23 protein-coding genes are annotated in these 22,915 nt (G+C 58.4%); 12 read left to right on the plus strand and 11 right to left on the minus strand.

The features are described 5' to 3' along the window. The first annotated feature begins 20 nt into the window (after positions 1 to 20). From HOY44_RS20790 to HOY44_RS20845, 12 genes are all read left to right on the plus strand, one after another. A complete protein-coding gene (locus HOY44_RS20790) occupies positions 21 to 1,190 on the plus strand; it encodes an ABC transporter substrate-binding protein (protein WP_287437516.1) in 1,170 nt (389 codons plus the stop codon). A gap of 25 nt (positions 1,191 to 1,215) precedes the next feature. Next, complete coding sequence (locus HOY44_RS20795) at positions 1,216 to 2,088, plus strand: branched-chain amino acid ABC transporter permease (protein WP_287437530.1); 873 nt, start codon at positions 1,216 to 1,218, stop codon at positions 2,086 to 2,088. 67 nt (positions 2,089 to 2,155) lie between these two features. Beyond that, complete coding sequence (locus HOY44_RS20800) at positions 2,156 to 3,136, plus strand: branched-chain amino acid ABC transporter permease (RefSeq protein WP_287437532.1); 981 nt, start codon at positions 2,156 to 2,158, stop codon at positions 3,134 to 3,136. Next, positions 3,133 to 3,933 carry an ABC transporter ATP-binding protein gene (locus HOY44_RS20805; protein WP_287437534.1) on the plus strand — a complete coding sequence of 267 codons (801 nt, stop codon included), beginning with the start codon at positions 3,133 to 3,135 and terminating at the stop codon, positions 3,931 to 3,933. The genes HOY44_RS20800 and HOY44_RS20805 overlap by 4 nt, the downstream gene beginning before the upstream one ends. Continuing rightward, on the plus strand, positions 3,926 to 4,744 hold the full coding sequence (locus HOY44_RS20810; protein WP_172720981.1) for an ABC transporter ATP-binding protein: 819 nt from the start codon (positions 3,926 to 3,928) through the stop codon (positions 4,742 to 4,744). The genes HOY44_RS20805 and HOY44_RS20810 overlap by 8 nt, the downstream gene beginning before the upstream one ends. Next, a complete protein-coding gene (locus HOY44_RS20815) occupies positions 4,741 to 5,631 on the plus strand; it encodes a VOC family protein (RefSeq protein WP_287437538.1) in 891 nt (296 codons plus the stop codon). The genes HOY44_RS20810 and HOY44_RS20815 overlap by 4 nt, the downstream gene beginning before the upstream one ends. Next, the gene (locus tag HOY44_RS20820) at positions 5,628 to 6,482 is read left to right on the plus strand and encodes a VOC family protein (RefSeq protein WP_088626321.1); all 855 of its coding nucleotides are present in this window, start codon (positions 5,628 to 5,630) and stop codon (positions 6,480 to 6,482) included. The genes HOY44_RS20815 and HOY44_RS20820 overlap by 4 nt, the downstream gene beginning before the upstream one ends. An 81-nt stretch (positions 6,483 to 6,563) precedes the next feature. Beyond that, a complete protein-coding gene (locus HOY44_RS20825; protein WP_138424302.1) occupies positions 6,564 to 7,625 on the plus strand; it encodes an amidohydrolase family protein in 1,062 nt (353 codons plus the stop codon). Beyond that, positions 7,622 to 8,410, plus strand: a complete 789-nt coding sequence (locus tag HOY44_RS20830) for a 2-keto-4-pentenoate hydratase (RefSeq protein WP_138424303.1) — start codon at positions 7,622 to 7,624, stop codon at positions 8,408 to 8,410. Before HOY44_RS20825 ends, HOY44_RS20830 begins: the two co-directional genes overlap by 4 nt. 4 nt (positions 8,411 to 8,414) lie before the next feature. Beyond that, on the plus strand, positions 8,415 to 9,350 hold the full coding sequence (locus HOY44_RS20835) for an acetaldehyde dehydrogenase (acetylating) (protein ID WP_138424304.1): 936 nt from the start codon (positions 8,415 to 8,417) through the stop codon (positions 9,348 to 9,350). Further along, positions 9,347 to 10,381 carry a 4-hydroxy-2-oxovalerate aldolase gene (dmpG, locus tag HOY44_RS20840; RefSeq protein WP_138424305.1) on the plus strand — a complete coding sequence of 345 codons (1,035 nt, stop codon included), beginning with the start codon at positions 9,347 to 9,349 and terminating at the stop codon, positions 10,379 to 10,381. The genes HOY44_RS20835 and dmpG overlap by 4 nt, the downstream gene beginning before the upstream one ends. A 2-nt stretch (positions 10,382 to 10,383) precedes the next feature. Then, on the plus strand, positions 10,384 to 11,205 hold the full coding sequence (locus HOY44_RS20845) for an alpha/beta fold hydrolase (RefSeq protein WP_100162544.1): 822 nt from the start codon (positions 10,384 to 10,386) through the stop codon (positions 11,203 to 11,205). 200 nt (positions 11,206 to 11,405) lie between these two features. Here HOY44_RS20845 and HOY44_RS20850 read toward each other — a convergent pair whose 3' ends face one another. The 11 genes from HOY44_RS20850 to HOY44_RS20900 form a co-directional block, all read right to left on the minus strand. Further along, on the minus strand, positions 11,406 to 12,332 hold the full coding sequence (locus HOY44_RS20850) for an electron transfer flavoprotein subunit alpha/FixB family protein (protein ID WP_100162543.1): 927 nt from the start codon (positions 12,330 to 12,332) through the stop codon (positions 11,406 to 11,408). Then, entirely contained in the window at positions 12,332 to 13,090 is a 759-nt protein-coding gene (locus HOY44_RS20855) for an electron transfer flavoprotein subunit beta/FixA family protein (protein WP_138424306.1), read from the minus strand. The genes HOY44_RS20850 and HOY44_RS20855 overlap by 1 nt, the downstream gene beginning before the upstream one ends. Positions 13,091 to 13,132: 42 nt before the next feature. Continuing rightward, positions 13,133 to 13,915 (minus strand): enoyl-CoA hydratase/isomerase family protein, encoded by a 783-nt coding sequence (locus HOY44_RS20860; RefSeq protein WP_028284926.1) that lies wholly within the window; start codon positions 13,913 to 13,915, stop codon positions 13,133 to 13,135. 11 nt (positions 13,916 to 13,926) lie between these two features. Further along, on the minus strand, positions 13,927 to 14,703 hold the full coding sequence (locus HOY44_RS20865) for an enoyl-CoA hydratase/isomerase family protein (RefSeq protein ID WP_028284927.1): 777 nt from the start codon (positions 14,701 to 14,703) through the stop codon (positions 13,927 to 13,929). A 79-nt stretch (positions 14,704 to 14,782) separates the two neighbouring features. Then, complete coding sequence (locus tag HOY44_RS20870; protein WP_138424307.1) at positions 14,783 to 16,033, minus strand: ABC transporter substrate-binding protein; 1,251 nt, start codon at positions 16,031 to 16,033, stop codon at positions 14,783 to 14,785. Positions 16,034 to 16,130: 97 nt separating this feature from the next. Then, the gene (locus HOY44_RS20875; protein ID WP_300424033.1) at positions 16,131 to 17,369 is read right to left on the minus strand and encodes an ABC transporter substrate-binding protein; all 1,239 of its coding nucleotides are present in this window, start codon (positions 17,367 to 17,369) and stop codon (positions 16,131 to 16,133) included. Positions 17,370 to 17,402: 33 nt separating this feature from the next. Continuing rightward, positions 17,403 to 18,212, minus strand: a complete 810-nt coding sequence (locus HOY44_RS20880) for an ABC transporter ATP-binding protein (RefSeq protein ID WP_088626190.1) — start codon at positions 18,210 to 18,212, stop codon at positions 17,403 to 17,405. An 11-nt stretch (positions 18,213 to 18,223) separates the two neighbouring features. Beyond that, positions 18,224 to 19,297, minus strand: a complete 1,074-nt coding sequence (locus tag HOY44_RS20885) for a branched-chain amino acid ABC transporter permease (protein WP_138424308.1) — start codon at positions 19,295 to 19,297, stop codon at positions 18,224 to 18,226. A gap of 3 nt (positions 19,298 to 19,300) precedes the next feature. Continuing rightward, a complete protein-coding gene (locus HOY44_RS20890; protein WP_028284932.1) occupies positions 19,301 to 20,188 on the minus strand; it encodes a branched-chain amino acid ABC transporter permease in 888 nt (295 codons plus the stop codon). Then, the gene (locus tag HOY44_RS20895) at positions 20,189 to 22,108 is read right to left on the minus strand and encodes an AMP-dependent synthetase/ligase (RefSeq protein WP_287437552.1); all 1,920 of its coding nucleotides are present in this window, start codon (positions 22,106 to 22,108) and stop codon (positions 20,189 to 20,191) included. Beyond that, entirely contained in the window at positions 22,101 to 22,907 is an 807-nt protein-coding gene (locus HOY44_RS20900) for an ABC transporter ATP-binding protein (RefSeq protein WP_036538081.1), read from the minus strand. Before HOY44_RS20900 ends, HOY44_RS20895 begins: the two co-directional genes overlap by 8 nt. Positions 22,908 to 22,915: the final 8 nt, after the last annotated feature.

Consider the following 22,915-nt stretch of genomic DNA (forward strand, 5'->3'; position numbering starts at 1 on the left):
ACAAACCGGAGGATAAAGAAATGAAAATGAAGCAGATTGCCAAGAATTTGGCCGTGGCGGCCACATTTGCCGCAGGACCAGCGTTGGCTGCGGACGACGAGGTCGTGATTGGGATGAGCGCCGCTTTGAGCGGGGGGGCCGCCGGCACATACGCCGCGCCGGCCGAAGGATTGAAGCTCTATATCGACCGGCTGAACGACGCCGGTGGCGTTAATGGAAGAACCGTGTCGCTGGTGATTTATGACGATCAGGGGGATGCATCTAGGGCGGCTAGCAACGCCAAAAGGTTCCTAACCCAGGATGATGTGCAGATGATCATCTCGGTCAGCACATCGGCAACTTTTGCCCCAATCATAAGCCAGGCAACTCGCCGAGAAGTGCCGGTATTGTTCGCCGGTTCGGTCTGCCCCGCTGAGACGATGCCGCCGGCCAAGCCGCTTTTGTACTGTTCGACCGGTTTTTCCGCGGTGCATGATAGCATCGCGATGGTCGACTACCTGCGCGAACGAGAGAGCGGCGACATCACCATCGGGTTTTCCGCCATGGGCATTCCAATCTCGCGGGCGGGGATGGAAGAAGCTGAGCGGATGGTCTTGGAAGCTGGCATGAAATCGGCCGGCGTTGAAATCGCGCCGCCCGGCACAGCTGACTACACATCCTTCGCGACGAAACTTACTCAAAACGAAGCCGAGGCCGTTCTTTCCTGGGCGCCGTGGTCTGTGCAAATCCGTTTCGTCGATGCGCTGCGCAAGCAGGGTTGGGAAGGGAACGCCTACGTCGGTCACCTCGCCGAGGCGGAACTTGAGATGTTGAAAATAAAAGATCCGGGCCTAATCGCCGTGGGCAGCAACGTGATGCTGTTCGAAAATAGTGAAGCCACGCGAACCCTTGTCGACGCGGTGACGGAAGCCGGTTCCAGCCTAAATCCAGAGGCCATTCTTGACGGATGGGTCGGTGGAATCGTCGTCGAAGGTGTCCTTGAAGAGCTTGGCGAAGACACAAGCGCCGAGGCGATCAATGCCGTCATGAGCAACATCGAGATCGATACGAAGGGATTGCGCGGCGGCCCGATCAAGTGGACCGACAACAATCATTTCCGCGAAACTATCTATTACCGCGCCTACCGCTGGAGCGACGAAAAGGGCGCGATGGAGATCGCACGGGACTGGAAGGCCTACGAGGTCGAATGAGGCCTGAGCGCGACGGGAGCTTATCATGCAAATTCTAGCAAATATCGTTGTTTTGACGTCGTTGTACGCTCTTGTCGCGAGCGGCTATGTCTTGGTGTACAAAGTCAGCCGTGTCCTGAATCTGGCACATGGCGAACTCATGATCCTGGGAGCTTACCTGTTGGTTGCCACATCGGCAGGTATAGCCTCGGATCCTCTCGCTGCGATTGCCATCACCGCGATGTTTTCGATCGTCGTCGGGTTGTCCGTCTACCTGCTGTTGATGCGCAAGATGACGGGACAACCGGTGTTGGCCGCCGTTCTGACAACCGTAGCGTTAGGCATTCTTTTGCGCGGCGCAATGGTCCTGATCTGGGGACCACAACAACTGAACGCTGCGGCAATGATCAGCTTCGACAATGCCTCGATCGCGCTTACCGACTCGGTCCGGGTTTCCACCGCCGCGCTGTGGCTCGTTGTTTGCACGTTCCTGGTCTACCTAGGGCTTCTGGCATTTCTTCACATGTCACGCTGGGGCATGCGGATGCGAGCTTCTGGACAGAATGCGTTGCTGGCGGCGCAACGCGGGATCAACCTACATACCGTCTATGCCTTGGCTTGGACCCTGTCGACCTTTTCGGGGTCGCTGGCGGGAATACTTGTCACCCTCGATTCCCGTATCGACGTGAACATGGCGGTGATCGGGCTCAAAGCCTTTCCGGCGGCACTTGTTGGCGGGTTGGACAGCCTGCCCGGTGCCTTGATCGGCGCAGGTGTCATCGCTGCCCTGGAGGTTCTTCTGATCCATTACGTTAATCCGCTTCTGTCCGATGTCGTGCCGTTCCTTGTACTGATCGCAATTCTGATCGTCCGGCCCTGGGGCCTGTATGGCACCAAGGAGGAACTCAATCGTGTCTAATATAGAAACCGGCATCGGAAAAACGGCCCCTGCCACAGAAAGTAGAAAGCGACTAAGCAAGAATCAGGTGGCCTGGATCGGTTTGATCGTTCTGCTTGTTCTTTTGCCAACCTCGGCCACGCCTTTTCATCTCGACATCGCGTCGCAGATCTTTATCGCGGGCATCGGAGCGCTGGCGCTCATGGTTCTGACCGGTTTTGCGGGACAGATCTCTCTGGGTCACAGCGGCCTGATGGCGGCTGGCGCGTTTACCACCGGGATCCTTTACAAGGAAACGGGTGCGGGTATCTGGATAACCCTTCCGGCTTCGGTCGTGGCGGGCGCGGTGATCGGCCTAATCTTCGGCCTGCCGTCCTTACGGCTGCGTGGCATCTATTTGGCGATGAGCACTTTGGCGCTGCATTTTCTCGTTATCTACCTCGGAGGCGAGTACGAATTCGCTAGCGGCGCTTCGACTGGCATCTATCTCGATCCACCAGTGATCTTCGGGTACGAGATTTATGATGGATATGCTTGGTACTACGTACTTCTGGCGCTGGCCGCGGGTACCTATTGGGGGTGCCGAAACCTACTGAATTCCAAAACGGGCCGCGCTTGGGAAGCCCTTCATGCGAATGAAACGGCGGCCGAAGCTCTTGGTGTGCAGGTCGCCAACTACAAGCTGCTGGCCTTCGTCATCACATCGGGAATCGCCTCTTTCTCGGGCGCATTGTTCGCATATTATCAGAACTTCGTGGCGGTCGAAGCCTTTACCTTGTTCCTGAGCATCCAGTATATCGCGATGATCATCATTGGCGGGATGGGCAGCTTGCCGGGAGCACTGCTGGGCGCCGTTTTCGTCACACTGGTTCCTTATTGCGTGGAATGGCTAATGGAAGCGGTGCCCCATGTAGGACTCGACATCACGACGGTTTCATCGGCCTCGCATGCAGCCTTCGGTCTTCTGATGATCCTGTTTCTAGTCTTCGAACCCAACGGCCTGATCGGCATCTGGAAACGCATTGTCAGTCAATTCGCATCGCCATCGAAACGGGAGGACACGCAATGACAGACATTCTGGAAGTCACGGACCTTGAAGTCACCTATCAACGTTCGATCCGGGCATTGCACGGTGTCAACCTGCGGGTTGAGAAAGGTCAGATTGCCGCGCTCTTGGGGGCCAACGGTGCTGGAAAATCGACCACGCTCAGGGCGATCTCGGGGTTCATCGGGTTGGACAATGCACGGGTGACCGCCGGCAACGTGCGGTATTTCGGTGAAGACATCACCGGGCTTCAGCTTCCGAAAACGATCCACAAGGGTATCGTTCTGGTGCCCGAGCGGGACAAAGTTTTTACCAACCTGACCGTTGCCGAGAACCTGGAAGTCGTCTCGGCCACGCGGGCCGAAGGCAGCAACTGGCGGCAGATCGAAGACGAAATCTTTGTCTATTTTCCCAGATTGGCAAAACTCAGGAACAAACCGGCTGGCTTGCTGTCAGGGGGTGAGCGTCAGATGCTGGCGATTGGCAGCGCGCTTGTCTGCAAGCCGAGCCTGTTGCTGATCGACGAGCTGTCGCTGGGGCTGGCTCCGGTGATCGTCGACGAGATCATCGAGCGGCTGCGCGACATTCACGCCCGGACCGAACTATCCATACTCTTGGTCGAGCAAAGCGCCGCGGTGGCTTTTGCGTTGGCTAGCTACGGCTTCGTTCTGGAGAACGGCAAAGTCGAGCTTGAAGGTGCAACCCAAGACCTGCGGACCAATCAGAAAATCCTGGAACTGTACCTTGGGACCGGAAGCGCGGGCCGCGCCGACTATCTGGCTAATGCGCGGCGCCGACGCGAGGAGCGAGCAAATGTATGACCTTGAACTCAAGGATGTAGAACTTCATTTTGGCGGTCTGGTCGTCCTTAACCGAGTTTCGCTGGGTGTTCGGTCGGGTGAATTGCTGGCGCTGATCGGACCAAACGGGGCAGGCAAGACCAGTATCTTTAACTGCATCAGCGGGATCTATCGCCCCTCGGGTCAGATCGACTTTCTCGGCACGTCCCTAATCGGCAAGAAACCCAGTGCCATTGCGGAAATGGGAATCGGGCGCACCTTTCAACATGCCGAACTGATCCCCCGGATGAATGTACGTGAGAACTTGCTTGTGGCCCGGCACAACCATCTCAAGGCGACACTTGCGGAACAATGGTTACGACTGCCGTCGGCACGGCGCGAAGAGGCCGAGCATCTCGCTGTGGTCAACGTCGTGCTTGAGATGTTGTCGCTGACCCATCTGGCGCATTTGCCTGTCGGCGGTCTGCCTTTTGGAATTCAGAAGATCATCGGCTTTGGGCGGGCGCTGGTGGCCGAACCGAAAGTTCTTTTGATGGACGAACCTTCCGCGGGACTGACCCAGGAAGAACGCGAAGAACTTGCCTACCATATCGACGCCGCAAAGAAGCAGCTGGGAATTCCAATGCTCTGGATTGAACACGACATGGAAATGGTCGCGGCGATTGCGGACCGTATCCATGTGTTGGATTACGGTCGGTCGATCGGAGACGGACCTCCTGATGAGGTGCTGGATAACCCTGAAGTGGTTCGGGCCTACCTTGGCACGACTCAACTGACGCTAGCAGGCGCGGATGTGGCCGCACCGCAGGAAGAAAGGGTGACCCCGGTATGATTGAAGAGCTTCGTTTTGTTCGGTACCCGGCAAAAAAATTGGATGCTTTCCATCGGTTCCTTGGAGGCGCGGTCGGGCTTCAGTCTGCGGACGGCAGTGACGACATCGCCCGATTCCGATCCGACGAGCGATCATATTCAGTAGAATGCGACGCCACCGGCGCGACCAGCAAGCCGGTTGTCGGGCTCAGTGTCCGTTACCAGACCGATCTTGACGACATCACAGGGAAGCTCACCGCCTGCGGACTTGAGCCCGCGCGGCTGTCCGCAGAGGTTTGTGCCGGAAAGCTCTACCGCGATGCGGTGGCCTTTGAAGATTTCGCCGGCAACCGGTTCGAGATCGTTGTGCGCCACGAAAACAAGAGCCAGCGGTTTTTCCCCGCCCGCGATGCCGGCATCAAAGCGATTTCGTCGGTTGATCTGCGCAGCCCTGACCCCGAGCGCGACATGGCGATCTGGACCGAGGTTTTCGGCGCCAGGGTGCGGGACTTTGCCGGAGAAAGCGGTCAGCTGGGTTTTGATGAACGACACCACCGCATCGCTTACTACCCAAGCCAGCGGAGTGGGCTGCTATCCGTCAATTTCGAGGTAGGCGACCTGAACGATATCATGCGCAGCAAGTATTTGCTTGCCAATCAACAGGTGCGAATCCTCGATGGTCCCGGGCGCGATCCCGCAAGTGGCGAAGTTTTTCTGTACTTTCAGGGGCCCGAGGACCTGATCGTGTCTTACGGCACCGGAATGAAAACTGTTGAGCCTGACTGGACCGCGCGACAATTCAGAAACGCGCGCGACTCGTTTTGCATGTGGAACTCCGATGGTCTGCTTCCCGAACGCTGGGGAGCCGATTGGGAAACCCAAGATAACAGAAAGGTGGGCACAAGATGATTGAACTGCTTGATGTATGCTATGTTCGGATGGGTACAAAAGATATTCAAACCAGCACCGACTTCGCAACGAGAATTCTGGGCCTGGAGGTTTCCGAAAGCAGCCGCAATTCGCGACACCTCAGATCAGATGAACGGGGACATACCCTATACTACCACGAAGGGGACCCCAACGACCACGTCGTCGGTTTCGAAGTCCGCGATAGTCAGACACTTGAAATCGCGGCTGCGACTCTCGAAGATCTTGGACACGATCTGCATAGGGGCACCCGCGACGAATGCGATTCTCGTCATGTAAGAGATTTCGTTGCTTTCCGAGAGCCCAGTGGCCTGAAAATCGAGCTGGTAGTTCAGCCAGAGATTATGGGCAAGCGTCATTTTCCGAGCCGGGACGCCGGAATCTCCGGCTTCAGCCATGTCGGCATTTTCAGCCAGGACTGCAAGCGGGATGAAGCATTCTGGACCCAGGTTTGCAACGCCCGCGTCAGTGATCGTATCGGAGACGTTCCGCTTTTGCGCGTGAATGAGATTCATCATACGCTCGCTCTTGTCCCGGCAGGGCGCGGCGGACTCCAGCATATCAACCACCAGGTTGAATCGACCGATGACATCATGCGTTCGTACAATCTGCTGAAACAACATAACGTTCCGATTACCTTCGGTCCGGGACGTCACCCGACGTCCGGTGCCCGGTTTGTTTATTTCCAGGGCCCTGACGGGATGACATTCGAATACTCTGTTGGTGTCAACAAGGTGGACGAAGAAACGTATAGGGAACGCCAGTTCGGTTTCGAACCTTTCAGCCTTTGCATGTGGGGCGCGAAATCGAATCTGAACGGCCTCGAGAACTGATATGGCTTTCGGAGGCGCATGTAAGCGCGTCTGTGCAGATTTCCGGTTGATGGATGGAAAGCTGTTTGGCCGGATGTTAACATGGAAGGCACCGCGGTGAAGAATTTGCGCACATCTGGGGCTATAGATGTCCATAGCCACGTGGTGCCCGACCGGTTTCCGGACGGAACAGAACGCGATGCGCGCTGGCCCTCCATTGTGCATGAACAGGACGGCTCGGCCAGGATCGTGATCGGTGGAAAGCCTTTTCGCCAGATCGATTTACGATCCTGGAACGCCGATGCCAGGTTGGCCGACATGGAGGCCAAGGGGATCGGCCATCAGGTGTTGTCGCCGATGCCCGAGCTTTTGTCCTATTGGTTCGGCGCCGGCGATGCAGAGGCGATCTGCGATTGCGTCAATACCTTTCTCGCAGATCTGGTCGCCACCTATCCGAAGCGGTTTTCAGCTTTCGGGATGGTGCCGCTGCAAACACCGGAAAAGGCCACTCACAGCCTGAGCGGGTTGCGGGACATGGGGCTGACAGGGATCGAGATCGGCACGCATGTTCAGGGTACGCCCCTGGGCGATCCGTCGCTTGCCCCCGTCTTTGCCGAAGCGGAACGGCTGAACATGACGGTTATGGTCCATGCGCTGCACCCGGCCGGGGTCGAGCGGATCGGCGATGTACCGGCAATGGCCGCGATTGCGGCGTTTCCGCTTGAGACAGCTCTCGCCGCCACGTCGCTGATGACAGCCGGGGTTCTGGAAAATCACCCCAATCTTCGCATTGTCCTTTCGCATGGCGGCGGTGCATTGCCCGCCATCCTGCCCCGGCTGGATCATGCGTACCGCTTGGGAATGCCGATCCGGAACAGCATGTCCGTGCCGCCCAGCAAACTGGCGCGCCGGTTCTATTTTGACAGCATCGTTTACGACGATGTCGCCCTGCAGTTTCTGGAAACAACCGTCGGACATGACAGGATACTGGCCGGTACCGACTATCCATTTCTGATTATGGAAAACGATCCGGTAGGGTTCATCCGGCGCGCACTGTCCGAAACGGCCGCCGATACCGTTCTGTACCGGTCGCCGGCCGTTTTGCTCGGGTTGCGGCAAACCGCATCCGGTCCATCACAAACCGAAGAACAGAGGGACGTATGACATTGGATAATAACCTGGCAGTCGCGGCCGAAGCATTGTGGCAGGCAGAGAAAAAAGCAACGCCGTGCGCTCCGATCCAAGAACATCTCAAGGACTACGGTCTTGATGCCGCATATGCCGTGCAGCAGGCCAATATCGAACGGCGTCTGGCCGGCGGCAGCCGGTTGATCGGGCATAAGATCGGACTGACCGCCAAGGCCGTTCAGGCTCAGATGGGCGTGGATCAGCCGGACTACGGCACCTTGCTGTCGGACATGATTGTCGGCGATGGGGGTATCATTTCATCGGACCGCGTGCTGCAACCAAAGATCGAAGCGGAGATCGCGTTTATTCTAGGCGACGATCTGGATATTGCCCAGCCGAATGCTGCGGATGTTTTGCGCGCAACCGTCTTTATTGCCCCGGCAATAGAGATCGTGGACAGCCGCATAGCCGATTGGAACATCACCCTGCTCGATACGATCGCCGACAATGCCTCGTCCGGATTGTTGGTCCTGGGCGCGCCGGTCATCTCGCCCCTGGGCTTCGATTTTTCCAACTGCGCAATGGAGATGACCCTGAATGGGCAGACCGTTTCCGCCGGAACCGGTGCGGCCTGCATGGGCAGCCCTGTCAACGCCGTCGCTTGGTTGGCTGAAAAGATGCGTGCAAACGGAACGCCCCTCAGGGCGGGGCAGATCATCCTGTCCGGAGCGTTGGGGCCGATGGCTCCGGTCACGGGCAAAGCAGTGGTTCAGGCCTCGATTGGCGGCCTGGGCCATGTCAGCGTTTCATTCACGGAGTGATAGAATGTCAAAAGTAAAGGCGGCCATAATCGGCACCGGCAATATCGGCACCGATCTCATGATCAAGCTGATGCGGAACAGCGACCTGTTGGAACTGGCTGCATTTGTCGGCATTGACCCTGCCTCGGACGGGTTGAAGCGGGCTGAAAAGCTGGGCGTTCCGGTGACGGCCAAGGGTATCGATGGATTGCGGCAGATGCCCGGCTATGGCGACATTGCTGTGGTGTTCGACGCGACGTCCGCCAAGGCCCACGCCCGGCACAGCGAGTTGCTGACAGCCGATGGCAAGCGGGTCGTCGATCTGACGCCTGCCGCCATCGGGCCCTATGTGGTGCCAACGGTCAACATTTCCGCCCATTTGGACGCGGCCAATGTCAACATGGTTACCTGCGGCGGCCAGGCCACCATTCCGATCGTGGCCGCGGTTTCGCGGGTGGCCCCGGTGCGCTATGCGGAAATTGTCGCCTCCATCTCTTCCAGGTCGGCCGGGCCGGGAACGCGCGCGAATATCGACGAATTTACCGAGACCACCTCGCGCGCCATATGTGAGGTCGGTGGCGCCGAGGAAGGCAAAGCCATCATTATCCTCAATCCGGCAGAGCCGCCTTTGGTGATGCGGGACACGGTGTATTGCCTGGCCCAGACAGACGACGCGGAAGCTATTCGCGCATCGGTCGAGGATATGGTCGAATCCGTACGGGCTTATGTCCCTGGATACAGTCTCAAACAGGAAGTTCAGTTCGAAAGGATCGGACCGAACGCGGCGGCCGGGCTGCCCGGCGACCCTGCCGAAGGCGCGCTGAAGGTTTCGGTGTTTCTCGAAGTAGAGGGCGCCGGACACTACCTGCCGAAATACGCCGGAAATCTGGACATCATGACATCGGCGGCGCTGGCAACCGGCGAACAGATCGCACGCACGAAAGAAAAGGCCGCGCAATGACCAGGAACCTCTATATCCAAGACGTGACACTGCGCGACGGGATGCATGCGGTGCGCCACCAGTTCACTGTCGGCCAGGTGCAAGATATCGCCGCTGCGCTGGACGCCGCAGGCGTTGATGCGATCGAGGTCAGCCACGGCGACGGTTTGAACGGGACAAGTTTCAACTATGGTTTCGGGCGCCACCGCGATCTGGATTGGATCGCCGCCGCGGCCGACGCGGTAAAGACCGCCAAACTGACCACGCTTCTGGTTCCGGGCATCGGCACAATCGCCGACCTCAAAGAGGCATACGCCGCCGGTGTCCGGTCGGTTCGCGTGGCCACCCATTGCACAGAGGCAGACATCGCCAGACAACATATCGGCACCGCACGCGACATTGGCATGGATGTGTCGGGCTTTCTGATGATGGCCCACATGAACGAACCCGGCGCCCTGGCCGAACAGGCCCTGCTTATGGAAAGCTACGGTGCACATTGCGTATATGTGACCGATAGCGCCGGTGCGTTGACCGTCAGTTCCGCGCGGGCGCGGGCGCGCGCTTTGCGCCAGGCGCTAAAGCCGGAAACGCAGGTCGGCATCCATGCGCATCACAACCTCACGCTTGGTGTTGCGATTTCGGTCGCCGCCGTCGAAGAGGGGGCGTATCGCGTCGACGGATCCCTGACGGGCCTGGGCGCGGGGGCCGGAAATGCGCCTCTCGAAGCTCTGATAGCGGTTCTTGAAAGGGAAGGCTACGATACGGGCACCAACCTCAACGCGATGATGGACGCGGCAGACGATCTGGTCCGCCCGCTACAGGAGCGCCCGGTCCGGGTCGACCGTGAAACGCTTTCTCTGGGCTATAGCGGTGTCTATTCGAGCTTTCTTTTGCACGCGGAACGCGCGGCCGCGCAATATGGCATAGATGCACGCACTATTCTGAACGAGCTGGGCCAGCGCCGCATGGTCGGCGGGCAGGAAGACATGATTGTCGATGTCGCACTGGACCTGGCGAACGGCAGCAACGCAACAGGGCAACAAGGGAATTAACAATGACCAATCCTGAAATCGGCAAGACAATCGAGGCCGCAGGGCGGAAGACCAACTATCTTGAAGAGGGGACCGGCCCTGCAGTTTTGTTGCTGCATGGCTCCGGCCCGGGCGTGACCGGCTATGCCAACTGGCGGCTGACAGTTCCCGATCTGGCCAGCGATTTCCGGGTTCTGGCGCCGGATGCAATGGGATTTGGCTACACCGAGCGGCACGAGAACGAGACCTACTCGCTGGACGGCTGGGTCGAACATACAATCGCATTTATGGACGCCACGGGTGTCGAAAAGGCCCATTTCGTCGGTAATTCCTTCGGCGGCGGGCTCACGCTGGCTATTGCCAGCCGGTATCCCGACCGGGTCGACCGGATGGTTCTGATGGGATCGGCCGGTCTTGATTTTGGTCTGACAGAGGGGCTGGACACCGTCTGGGGCTATGAGCCCAGCCTGGAAAACATGCGCAAGATCATGATGGAGTGCTTTGCCTATGACAAAAGCCTCATCACCGAGGATCTGATAAAATCGCGTTACGACGCCAGCAAACGCCCCGGCTATCAGGAAAGTTTCTCGGCCATGTTCCCGGCACCCCGCGGTCGCCATGTCGCCGCGCTGTCTACGCCTGAAGACAAGATTGCCGCGCTCCCCCATCGCGCGCTGATTGTGCACGGCCGCGAGGATGCGGTTATCCCCCTGGAGTCCTCTCATCGCCTTCACCAATTGCTGAAACGCTCGGAACTGCACACCTTCGGCGAATGCGGCCACTGGACGCAAATCGAAAAGAAGGACCGGTTCAACAGCCTGATTAAGGACTTCTTTCTGGCATAAGGATGAACTGGTGGGATGAATTGCCCGCCCAGCAACTCGCTTCTACCGCCATGGGCATAAACTGCCCCCATTTCGACCCGACACCTTGGGTCGAAGTGGTCCCAGAGTGCTCTTCCCCATGAAAAACGCCCGCCGTTTCCGGCGGGCGTCGTCTGTCCTGCGGTATGTGTAGGGTGGATTTCAAACCCACCGTTCACCGATCACAGTTTTTCGGTCAGTTCGGGGACGGCCTGGAAGAGGTCGGCCACCAGTCCGAAGTCGGCGACCTGGAAGATCGGGGCTTCTTCGTCCTTGTTGATGGCGACGATGATCTTCGAATCCTTCATGCCGGCGAGGTGCTGGATGGCGCCCGAGATGCCGACGGCGATGTAGAGTTCGGGGGCGACCACCTTGCCGGTCTGGCCCACCTGCCAGTCGTTCGGGGCGTAACCCGAATCGACGGCGGCGCGGGAGGCGCCGACGGCGGCGCCCAGCTTGTCGGCCAGCGCCTCGATGATCTTGAAGTCTTCCTCGGAGCCGACGCCACGGCCGCCCGACACGACCACGCCGGCCGAGGTCAGCTCGGGGCGGTCGCTTTCGGCCACCTTGTCCTCGACCCATTCGCTGAGGCCGGGGTTTTCGGCGGCGCCGATGGTTTCGACCGGGGCAGACCCGCCGTCGCCGGCGGCGTCGAAGGTCGAGGTGCGGAAGGTGATGACCTTCTTGGCATCCGACGATTTCACCGTCTGCACGGCGTTGCCGGCATAGATCGGGCGTTCGAAGGTCGCGCCATCAACCACGCCGGAGACATCCGACAGCACCATCACGTCCAGAAGCGCGGCAACGCGCGGCATGACGTTTTTCGCATCCGTCGTGGCCGGGGCAACGATATGTTCATAATCGCCTGCCAGGCTGACGATCAGCGCGGCGGTCGGTTCCGCCAGGCGGTGGCCCAGCGAGGCATCCTCGGCGACCAGCACCTTGGCGACACCGGCGATCTTGGCGGCGGCCTCGCCGGCGGCGGCGGCGGAGGCACCGGCGCACAGAACGGTCACGTCACCCAGCGCCGATGCGGCGGTCACGGCCTTGGCGGTGGCGTCCAGCGCCAGTTCGCCGTTGGTCACTTCACCAATCAGAAGAACAGCCATTACACAGCCCCCGCTTCTTTGAGTTTCGCAACCAGCTCGTCTACCGAGCCGACGATGATCCCGGCCGAGCGTTCGGCGGGCTCGGCCGTCTTGACGATTTCCAGCCGCGGGCTGACATCGACGCCATAGTCGGCGGCGGATTTCTCATCCAGCGGTTTTTTCTTTGCCTTCATGATGTTGGGCAGCGAGGCATAACGCGGCTCGTTCAGGCGCAGGTCCACGGTGACGATGGAGGGCATCTTCACGGCGATGGTCTGCAACCCGCCGTCGACCTCGCGGGTGACCCTGGCGGTGTCGCCGTCGATGTCCACTTCGGACGCAAAGGTCGCCTGGCTCCAGCCGAGCAGGGCGGACAGCATCTGGCCGGTGGCGTTCATGTCGTTGTCGATCGCCTGCTTGCCGCAGAGAATCAGACCAGGCTGTTCCTCTTCCACGACCTTGGCAAGGATTTTGGCCACTGCCAGCGGCTCGATATCATGGTGCACGTCATCCGCTGCAACGACCAGGATGGCGCGGTCGGCACCCATGGCCAGTGCGGTGCGCAGGGTTTCCTGCGCCTGTTTGACGCCGATGGATACCGCGACCACCTCTTCGGCCTTGCCGGCCTCTTTCAGGCGTATCGCCTCTTCGACGGCGATTTCGTCGAAAGGGTTCATCGACATCTTAACGTTGGCCAGATCGACACCGCTTCCGTCCGCTTTGACACGAACCTTCACGTTGTAGTCGATCACGCGTTTCACAGGCACGAGTACCTTCATTGGCGTGGTCTCCTTGAGTTTTGCGATAAGGTTTCAACCGAGCTAACGGTCTTTGAATTCTGGAGTTCTTTTTTCCGAAAACGCTTTCATGGCCTCGGGAAAGTCATGCGCGCACAGCAAAACGCTTTGGGCATCGCGCTCGATATCCAGCGCCTCGAGATAGCTGCACTCGGCTGCGGCGCGCATCACACGCTTGGCGGTCTGAACGCCAAACATCGGGTGCGTTGCAATCTCGCGGGCAATTTCCAGCGCCCGTACCTCGACCTGGTTGGCCGGCACGCATTCTTCGACAACGCGCAGGTCCCTGGCGGTGCGCCCGTCGATTTCACGGCCCGTGAGCACAAGCATCCGGGCAACGCCCGCACCGGCGCGCTGCTGAAGCAGCCAGCTTGATCCCGTGTCGGGACAACCGCCGACGCGTGCAAATACTTCGCACAGCCGGGCATCTTCGGCGGCAACGACAATGTCCGCCGACAAGGCCAGGCTGAGGCCCGCGCCAAAAGCCACGCCGCATACCGCGGAAATCAGAGGTTTGCGAAACAGATAGGCCGCGCGTCCGCCATCGTGAACCAGGTCCACCATTTCCGACGTCGCCCGCGCGCCTTTGGCGATCTCGGACTGAAACCCGACAAGATCGCCGCCGCTGCTGAAATGATTGCCACCGGTCATAACAACGACACGGATCGTAGCGTCCCGTTCGGCTTCGCGCAGAAGCGCCACCAGTTCTTCGACGAACCCGATGCTGTAAGGGTTGCGTTTTGTCGGCTGAAGAAAACGCAGGATTCCGACAGGGCCTTCCCTGTCCAGGCGAATAAGCTCAGTCATTCAAGTCTCCATCAGGTCCCGGTCCAGACGGGTGCCCGCTTTTCAGCAAAGGCCTTTGGGCCTTCAATCGCGTCGTTGCTGGCGTAAACCACCTCGTGAAGGCGCTTGCCCTCTTTCAGGCCACCCGCACAGCCCAGGTCCATGGTCGCGCGAACGCCGCCTTTCGCGGCAACAACCGACAGCGGGGCCGCGCTGGCAATGCGTTTGGCAAGGTCAAATGCCCTTGCGCGGACAGCATCGGGAGTGTCTTCGATATAGTTGGTGAACCCGTATTCGTGCAGGCGCTCGATCGGCATCAAGTCGCCGGTCAGAACGATTTCCATAAGGATGGGCTGCGGTAGCATGGACAGTGCCGGCGATGCCCAGGGCGATCCACGACCGATCTTTACTTCGGTGATACCGACCTTGGTCCCCTTGAGACCGACCCGCAGATCGCAATTCAAGGTCAGCATCATGCCGCCCGCCATCAGCGACCCTGTCATCGCCGCGATGATCGGTTTCTTGCAGGCGCGCATGGTCTCGTGAAACGGGTCGCGCATCTTGGTCAGAATATCGACACCCTCGTCGCGTGCGATTTGTGTGGCTTCCTTCAGATCCAGTCCGGCGCTGAAAACGCCGCAATCGGCAGAAGTCAGAATGGCCACACGAACGCTGTCATCCGCCTCGATCTTCTCCCAAGCGTCGGTCAGCCCGTTCGTCGCCGCCACGGAAAGCGCGTTTTTACGTTCTGGCCGGTTGATACAGACGGTCGCAATTCCGTCTTCGATCTTCACGTCAATGGGGCTCATGATACCTGCTTCGCTTTCTCGGGACAATCTAACTGCGGAAAGCTTCCCCGCGACATGTCTGCCGCGGGGAAGCTCTGTCTTATTCGACGGTGAACGTCGCGGAGCTGTGCTTGATGACATCCCAAACAACGTCAAGATAGTCGGCGCTCCAGTCGGTCAGCGGAACCCAGGTTTCGCCATTCCACTGCTCGACCCGGGTCTTGCCGCCACCACCGTGGTCTTTGTCGGTCAGTGTAACCGGGGCCATGATGCCGTTTCCATCGAAGTTCTCGATCGATTCATAGGCATTCTTCATGCTTTCCGGTGTGATCGGCCAACCGTTTTCGGTAATCGCGATACGCGCAGCTTCAAAACCGGCCGAGTAGATCGCCATGCCCGTGTTGTAGTACACGTCTCGCACCAGGTTCTCGGGTCCGCTGCCCTTGCCATTGGCATAGTAGGTGTCCAGCATCGTCTTTACGATCGGAACTTCCTGGCCACCGGCCACGTTGGTCCCGCGCAGGATGCCTTTCGCCTCTTCCGCGCCGATGTTGGCGATATCGACTTCGTTCAGCCAGTTTACCGAAAGATAGCGGTCGATCGGGAAACGGTTACGACGCATTTCTTTCGAGGCGACCACATGGCCACCCGCCAGAAGCCAGCTGATCACATAGTCAGGCTTGTCGCGGCGGATATTGCTCCATGCGCCGGCTTGATCCGACCCGGGAAGCGGTACGGGATACAGCTCCAACTCGAACCCTTCCTTTTCGGAAAGCGTTTTCAGGATCTCGATCGGTTCCTGGCCAAAGGGATAATCCAGATAGATGAACCCGATCTTCGTTTTGCTCAAGTCACCGCCCATCTGGCCCTTGATGAAGGCAACGTCATTTGCCGCCTGCTGCCAGTACGTCGGACCGACCGGGAAAACCCATTCGAACACTTCGCCGTCCACCGCGTCACCGCGGCCAACGAAAGACTGCATCAGTACGCTACCGTCCTTCATGGCACGCGGCAAAACCGCGTTCGTGACCGGCGTGGACAGAAAATTGAAAAGGAAAACGCCTTCACGCTTGAGCTGCTCATAGCATTCCACGCCACGCTGCGGTTCGTTGCCGTGATCGCGAATGATTACTTCAACCGGATGCCCTTCGATACCACCGTTTTCGTTTGTGTACATCGCGAGATCCTGAGCGGCCTGGGCCACCTGCGGCGAAATGAACGTGTAGGATTTACTGAGGTCGAAGCAGAGTCCGAAGCGGATCGGCTCCTTGTCCTGCGCTGAGGCCACAGTCGCGCTTGCTGCCAGCGCAGTAGCAAGGACCACTGCCTTAATGTGCTGTTTGACTTTCATGTTTTCTCTCTCCCGTTGCTTGGGTTTAGGGCGATGATACCGTTTCGTAAGCGCCGCTGCCGCCCTGCGTAGCGTCACCCTTCCTGCTACCTGTCTTTCACTGCTCGTATTTTGAGGAACTGTCCTTAACCACGTCCCACACGACGTCGGCGTATTCAGAGATCCAATCGGTTTGTGGTACCCAAGCCGCCCCGTCCCACATCTCGATCCGGGTCTTGCCACCGCCGCCATGATCTTCGGCCGTCACCGTAATGGGTGCCATCAGCCCGTTCGCGTCGTATCCCTCAAGCGACTCCAGTCCCGCTTTGTAGGACTTTGCGGTAATCGGAAGGCCTTCGAGTTCTGCCGCCTTGCGCGCGGCTTCGAACATGATTGAATACATGGCCAGACCAGTGTTGTAGAAAACGTCCTGGGTCTTCTCAATCGGGCCGGCACCCTCGCCCTTGTCGTAGAGTTCGGCCATGATCTCTTGATACAAAGCGACATTCTGACCGCCAACAACATTGGTACCGCGCTTGATACCCTTGGCGGCCTCGTTGCCAATATTGGCGATATCGACTTCGTTCAGCCAGTTGACGGAAATGTATTTGTCCATCGGGATGCGATTGCGCTGCATTTCCTTCGACGCAACCACATGCGCACCGCCCAGCATCCAGACAATCACATGATCTGGGTTGTCCCGGCGCACCTTGGACCACACACCGGCCTGGTCACTGCCAGGCAGTTGCACAGGGTAAAGCTCAAGCTTGAAACCCTCTTTTTCGGACAAGGTTTTGAGAATCTCGATCGGCTCCTGTCCGAAAGGATAATCGAAATACACAAACCCCACCTTCACGTCAGACAAGTCGCCATCATGCAATTGCTTTATGTAGGCGACATCATTGGCCGCCTGTCCCCAATAGGTCGGTCCGACCGGATAGACCCATTCGAAAACGGTGCCGTCAACTGCATCGCCTCGGCCGACAAGCGACTGCATCAGGATACGCCCGTCTTCCATGGCCCGCGGCAGGATAGCCAGAGAGACCGGAGTGGACAGGGTATCGAAGACGAATACACCCTCGCGGCTGAGCTTGGAGTAGCACTCGATACCGCGCTGCGGTTCGTTCCCATGATCGCGCACGATAACCTCGACCGGCTCTCCTCCGATGCCTCCCTTCATGTTGACCAGTTTCGCGAGATCCTGTGCCGCTTGGGCAACCTGCGGCGTAGCAAAGGTATAGGCCTTGCTGAGATCGTAGCAGATGCCGATCTTGAATGGCTCGGCCAGCGTCTGAGTACCGAACATTGCTCCGCCGAACATTGATAATACGGCCAACGCTTTGGTAAGTTTCTTCATTTGTTCCTCCCTGAACAACTTCTGATTAGTACCTCAACTCAACCAACGTTTGCGTCGGCTGTAGTGCTTGACGTTGTGAAAATCGGTCTCTCCGCCGCCTAGATAGAACTCCTGAATGTCGGAGTTGGATTTGAGCGCCTCGGCCGTGCCGTGCATAACGACGCGGCCGTTTTCGATAAGATACCCTTGCGAAACGATCTCCAGAGCTGCCAGGGCGTTCTGTTCCACCAGCAGGACGGACAGGCCCTCATCCTTATTGATCTTTTGCAGGATGCCGAAGATTTCCTCGACCAGGAACGGAGCAAGCCCGAGACTTGGTTCATCAAGCATCAAAAGCTTCGGCTGGGTCACGAGGGCCCGCCCAATGGCAAGCATCTGTTGCTCACCACCCGACAAATAGCCTGCTTGCGAATTTTTGCGTTCGGCAAGCCGTGGAAAATAGGCGTAAATCTTGTCCTTTTCCGCATTCAGCGTCGATCGGGACATTCCGCGCGGCGCGGCGGCGGTCAGGTTCTCGTCGGGGGTCAGATGTTCAAAGACCCGCCGCCCTTCGATGACATGACAGATGCCCATCTCGACGCGTTTTTGCGCGAGCGCTTCGGTAATGTCCGTTCCTTGGAACGTTATCTCACCTCGGCTGATGCGTCCGCGCTCGGCTTTCAAAAGACCGCTGATCGCTTTCAACGTGGTGCTTTTTCCCGCTCCGTTCGACCCCAAAAGCGCGATCATCTCGCCTTTTGGAACCTGGACCGATACACCTTTGATCGCCAGCATTACATTGTCGTACAGCACCTCGACACTGTTCATGGACAGAATGTTCTGGGCTTCAACTTTTTCTTGCATCGGCATTTCCCTTATTTCTTGAACTGATCGAAGGGCCAGACCATCAGGTAGTCTCTGATGTTGCCGTAGAGTTTTCCCAAACCAAGCGGTTCGATCAGAAGGATAATGACGATCAGCGCGCCATAGACCGCGTTGGGGATGTGGGCGAGCGTTTCAACGTTGATCTGCATGCCAAGCCCGTCACTCAGCGTGACGACGAGACCGTTCACGATACCCGGAACAAGAAGGATCAGGGCAACACCGAAATAGGAACCGATAATGCTGCCAAGGCCGCCAACAATCACCATCGCAAGAACCTGGATCGAAACGGCAACCGAGAATTGCTCGGGTGCGGCGAGAAAGAAAAAGGTGGCAACAAGCAACGCACCGCTGACGCCTGCGATGAACGAAGAAGTCGCGAATGCGAGGATTTTGTAGTAGAAACTGTTCACACCCAGGATCGCGGCGGCAAAGTCTTTTTCCCGGACAGCGACCAAGGCGCGACCGAGTCCAGTACGCTTGAGATTAAGCATGAAGATCGTCACCAACACACACCAGCCGAAGGCGACATAGTAGAAGCCAGTATCAGTGGTAATCTCTTGCCCCAACAACGCCAGCGTCGGCGACTGGAGCGATGCGTGTGAGCCCCCCGAGATCGCCGGCGAGTGGGTCAGAACCCAGTCCATCACGAACTGCATCGCAAGAGTGGTAAGGGCGAGATAGAGGCCCTTGACCCGCAAAGCGGCAAAAGCGAACAGGCTGCCGATCACGGATGACGTCAACCCGCCAATGATCAGGGCAAATTCCCACGGCACCCCGAAACGCGCGGCATGGATAGACGAATACGCTCCGACGGCCATGACCGCAGCATAGCCCAAGTGCAGTTGGCCGGCCCAACCTGTCACCAGGTTCAGCCCCAAAGCGGCGGCCGTCCAGATCAGCCAGGGAAGCATGTAGCTGTTCAGATAAAGCGACGGGATGATGAATGGCGCGGCAAGGCCGATCAGAAAGATGAAAGCTGTCAGATTTCTGTCGGCAGGCACCTTGAAGATACGGCTGTCCGAAACGTAGTCGGCGTGATGGTCGCCGGAAAGTCTGTAAAACATGCCTTACACCCTTTCGATGTCGTGACGACCGAACAGCCCGTGCGGACGGATCATGACGGTAAGAATGAGCACGGCAGCGACGATAAGCTCACGGCTTCCGCCTCCGACAAGCGGATCGAGGAAATCAGCGCCAACGTTTTCGACGACGCCCAGGATGATGCCTGCGATCACGGCGCCAAGGATACTGTCGAGACCACCGAGAACGGCAACCGTCAGACCTTTGAGAAGCAACAGCGACAGCGCCTGATCGACACCCTGAATTTCACCCCAGATGACGCCAGCGGCGACGGCAACAACGGATGCCAATGCCCAGGATAACCCAACGCCGCGCTCAACCGAGATACCTACCGACCACGAAGCCATGTAATCATCCGCGATCGCCCGCAACTTGATCCCGGTCCGGGTTTGGAAGAACAGCATGAAGCCGACAAACAAGGCAAGCGCGACACCGGCACCGACCAGATGGATGCGGCTGATGAAGATGTCGCCCAGGAACAGCGGATCATAGCTGACGCCCAGTTCCATCGAACGCGACGTTCCGCCCCAGATGGCAAGTGTCGTACCCCGCAGGAATATGTCGAGGCCAAGTGTCAGCATCAGGATCATGACGACCGGGCGACCCGCGAGACGACGCAGGGCAACACGCTCGATGCCGAACCCAAGGCCGAACATGACAACCGCAGCCAGAGGAATGGCCAGCCACAAGGGCAAACCCACATCGCGCGCCAGCGCCAGGACCACATAGGCACCCACCATGGTCAGCCCGCCCTGCGCCAGATTGGGCACCGAGGACGCTTTGTAAATCAGCACGAGGCCGATGGCGAAAAGCGAATATAACAGACCCGTCAAGGCTCCGTTGATCGCAAGCTCTGATAGAAAGACCCAGTCCATTTATACCTCCCTGACGGGAAGGCTTCTTTCGACCTTCCCTACTTCCCCGGTCTCGTAAGTCACCTGCGCGCTTACGTGGACCTCTTTTGAACCGTCGTAGAGCGCCGCGATCACGTCAGCATAGCGTTCCTGAACGACCTTGCGCCGCAGTTTTCGTGTCCGTGTGATTTCACCATCGTCCGGGTCGAATTCTTTCGGCAGACTGACAAAGCGTTGCAGGCGCAATGGCTCGGTGACGGCCTTGTTGACCCGTTGGAACGCCTCGCGAAGCAACGTCGCGACCTCTTCACGCTGAGAAAGATCGGCATATGACACGTAAGGTACGCCGTTCACTTCGGCCCAGTGCCCCACGGCCTCGAAATCCACGCAGACCATCGCCGTCAGTTCCTTCAGCCCGGCGCCAATCACGGCCGCATCCTTGATATACGGGCTGAATTTCAACCGGTTCTCGATGTAGTTTGGAACGTAACGTTCACCGTCGGCGGTGTGCATGACCTCGGATACACGCCCCAGAACAACCAGGTGTCCGTCGTCCTCCAGATAGCCGGCATCACCTGTATGCAGCCACCCGCCGTCAAGGGCTTCGGCGGTCGCTTCGGGTTTGTTGAAGTACCCTTCAAACACGCTGTCCGAGCGCACCAGGATCTCACCGTCTTCGGCAATGCTGACCTCGACGCCAGGCGCGGGTTTGCCAACCGTATGAAGACGGACCTCGCCCGGAGCCTGAATCGCGTTGATCGCGCTGTTCTCGGTCTGGCCGTAGAGCTGACGCAACTTGATCCCCAGGGCGCGGTAGAACACAAAGGTGTCTTCCCCGATCGCTTCACCGCCGGTGAACGCATTCTTGAGGCGGCTCATCCCGAACTGGTCCTTGATCGGACCGAAAACAATCGCCTCGCCCAGAAGCCGGCCAAATGGCTCAAGAACACCGCCGCTTTTGCCATTCAGCTTGCGCGTTTCCGCCGCGATGGCCCGATCCATGAAAAAATGGTACAGCCATTTCTTTAAAGGGGTCGAATTTTCGATACCAACCTGGATTGTCGTCAGCATCTGGTCCCAGCTTCTTGGCGCCGCCAGATAGAATGTCGGAGCGATCTCGCGCATGTCGCGCACGACCGTTTCCTGGCGCTCAGGCACATTCACGGTGAAACGCCAAAGGAGTGCCGCGGCAACGGTTATGGCGTAGTCTCCCACCCAGGCCATCGGCAAGTACGCGAGGATCTCCTCATTTTCGCCGAAGGCACCCGCCGCATGTCCATTCCGAGCAGCAGCAAGAACGTTCTTCTGACTCAGTACGATGCCCTTCGGCGCGCCCGTCGTTCCGGAGGAGTGCAGAAAAATGGCCGGATCTTCCGGCTTCGCACGACTAAGCAGTTCCTCACGCAGGCCCGGGGTTTCGTTCAGATCGTGCTGACCAACTTCGATCAGGTGATCCCAGGACAACAGCCCTTCAACCTCGTAGAAGCCAAGACCGCGCGCTTCATCATAAATGATGTGGTCGATGCCCTCGGCGCCCGCGTCCTTCAGTTCCAGGATCTTGTCAACCTGTTCCTGATCTTCGGCGATGGCCGCGACGATTTCGACTTCGCCAAGAAAGTGCCGGAGTTCTTCGAGCGTCGCGCCGGGATAGGCAGGCATTGCATAGGCACCCAGCAACGAAATAGCCAGCATTCCGCCATACAGCCGCGCCCGGTTGTCGCCCAGGATAAGCACCGCCTTGCCCGGTGTTACGCCGATTTTCTCAAGCCCGGCCGCGCAGGCCAGCACCTCTTCGGCGTATTCCGCCCATGTGGTTTCCTTCCAGATCCCACGCTCTTTTTCGCGAAGCGCGATTTCCGAACCGTGTTTCGAGGCGTTCCGCGCCAGAATTGCGCCGATCGTGTCGCCGCCCGAAGACTGTTTCTTCGTCAAATCAGTCATGCGACCCTCCGATATATGCCTCGATGACCCGCGGGTCCTTCACAACCTCCTTGGGGATGCCACTGGCGATCATTTCACCATAATTCAGGGCCAGCATCCGATCACAAATGCCGGTGATGACATCCATATGGTGTTCGATCAGCAGAACGCTGACGCCGCGTTCGGCACGGGCATCCAGAATGAAACGGGACATATACCCTTTCTCTTCCTGGTTCATGCCGGCCATCGGTTCATCGAGAATCAGCATCTGTGGCTCGGCCACCAATGCCCGCGCCAGCTCGACCCGTTTTTTCAACCCGATCGGAAGGCCATCGACCAACTCATGCCGGATGCTCTCGAGTTGTAGAAACTCGATCACCTCTTCGACGATCTTGCGGTTTTCGATTTCTTCACGCTGTGCTGCCCACCAGTAAAGCGCGGTGCGCAGAACGCCCGGTTTCATGTGGATGTGCCGCCCCAGCAGGATGTTGTCCAGAACGCTCATCCCGTTGAACAAGGCAAGATTCTGGAACGTCCGGGCGACGCCGAGCTTGGCAACCTTGTGAGGTGCCGTACCCGTGATTTCCTTTCCTGCCAACCGGACAGTCCCCACATTCGGTGGGTAGAACCCGGTAATTGCGTTCGTCAGTGTTGTCTTGCCGCTGCCGTTCGGGCCGACAAGTCCAAAGATTTCCCCCTGCCGAATGACGAGGTCCACACCGGTGACAGCGACGATGCCGCCGAACCGTCGCTCGACCCCGCTGCACTCCAGTATCGCCCCATCATCGGCTCCGATTGCTGTTTTAATCTTAGTCGTCATCTAGATAT

Source organism: Maritimibacter sp. (assembly GCF_016774595.1).
GTDB lineage: Bacteria > Pseudomonadota > Alphaproteobacteria > Rhodobacterales > Rhodobacteraceae > Maritimibacter > Maritimibacter alkaliphilus.

What these genes read in the sequence shown, in the direction of transcription:
- HOY44_RS20825 (WP_138424302.1), top strand. Translation starts at nt 6,564, where the DNA reads ATGGAAGGCACCGCGGTGAAGAATTTGCGCACATCTGGGGCTATAGAT.
- HOY44_RS20805 (WP_287437534.1), top strand. Translation starts at nt 3,133, where the DNA reads ATGACAGACATTCTGGAAGTCACGGACCTTGAAGTCACCTATCAACGT.
- HOY44_RS20860 (WP_028284926.1), bottom strand. Translation starts at nt 13,915, where the DNA reads ATGACTGAGCTTATTCGCCTGGACAGGGAAGGCCCTGTCGGAATCCTG.
- HOY44_RS20795 (WP_287437530.1), top strand. Translation starts at nt 1,216, where the DNA reads ATGCAAATTCTAGCAAATATCGTTGTTTTGACGTCGTTGTACGCTCTT.
- HOY44_RS20900 (WP_036538081.1), bottom strand. Translation starts at nt 22,907, where the DNA reads ATGACGACTAAGATTAAAACAGCAATCGGAGCCGATGATGGGGCGATA.
- HOY44_RS20875 (WP_300424033.1), bottom strand. Translation starts at nt 17,369, where the DNA reads ATGAAGAAACTTACCAAAGCGTTGGCCGTATTATCAATGTTCGGCGGA.
- HOY44_RS20835 (WP_138424304.1), top strand. Translation starts at nt 8,415, where the DNA reads ATGTCAAAAGTAAAGGCGGCCATAATCGGCACCGGCAATATCGGCACC.
- HOY44_RS20870 (WP_138424307.1), bottom strand. Translation starts at nt 16,033, where the DNA reads ATGAAAGTCAAACAGCACATTAAGGCAGTGGTCCTTGCTACTGCGCTG.
- HOY44_RS20815 (WP_287437538.1), top strand. Translation starts at nt 4,741, where the DNA reads ATGATTGAAGAGCTTCGTTTTGTTCGGTACCCGGCAAAAAAATTGGAT.
- HOY44_RS20895 (WP_287437552.1), bottom strand. Translation starts at nt 22,108, where the DNA reads ATGACTGATTTGACGAAGAAACAGTCTTCGGGCGGCGACACGATCGGC.
- HOY44_RS20880 (WP_088626190.1), bottom strand. Translation starts at nt 18,212, where the DNA reads ATGCAAGAAAAAGTTGAAGCCCAGAACATTCTGTCCATGAACAGTGTC.
- HOY44_RS20810 (WP_172720981.1), top strand. Translation starts at nt 3,926, where the DNA reads ATGTATGACCTTGAACTCAAGGATGTAGAACTTCATTTTGGCGGTCTG.
- HOY44_RS20850 (WP_100162543.1), bottom strand. Translation starts at nt 12,332, where the DNA reads ATGGCTGTTCTTCTGATTGGTGAAGTGACCAACGGCGAACTGGCGCTG.
- HOY44_RS20845 (WP_100162544.1), top strand. Translation starts at nt 10,384, where the DNA reads ATGACCAATCCTGAAATCGGCAAGACAATCGAGGCCGCAGGGCGGAAG.
- dmpG (WP_138424305.1), top strand. Translation starts at nt 9,347, where the DNA reads ATGACCAGGAACCTCTATATCCAAGACGTGACACTGCGCGACGGGATG.
- HOY44_RS20790 (WP_287437516.1), top strand. Translation starts at nt 21, where the DNA reads ATGAAAATGAAGCAGATTGCCAAGAATTTGGCCGTGGCGGCCACATTT.
- HOY44_RS20890 (WP_028284932.1), bottom strand. Translation starts at nt 20,188, where the DNA reads ATGGACTGGGTCTTTCTATCAGAGCTTGCGATCAACGGAGCCTTGACG.
- HOY44_RS20885 (WP_138424308.1), bottom strand. Translation starts at nt 19,297, where the DNA reads ATGTTTTACAGACTTTCCGGCGACCATCACGCCGACTACGTTTCGGAC.
- HOY44_RS20865 (WP_028284927.1), bottom strand. Translation starts at nt 14,703, where the DNA reads ATGAGCCCCATTGACGTGAAGATCGAAGACGGAATTGCGACCGTCTGT.
- HOY44_RS20830 (WP_138424303.1), top strand. Translation starts at nt 7,622, where the DNA reads ATGACATTGGATAATAACCTGGCAGTCGCGGCCGAAGCATTGTGGCAG.
- HOY44_RS20820 (WP_088626321.1), top strand. Translation starts at nt 5,628, where the DNA reads ATGATTGAACTGCTTGATGTATGCTATGTTCGGATGGGTACAAAAGAT.
- HOY44_RS20855 (WP_138424306.1), bottom strand. Translation starts at nt 13,090, where the DNA reads ATGAAGGTACTCGTGCCTGTGAAACGCGTGATCGACTACAACGTGAAG.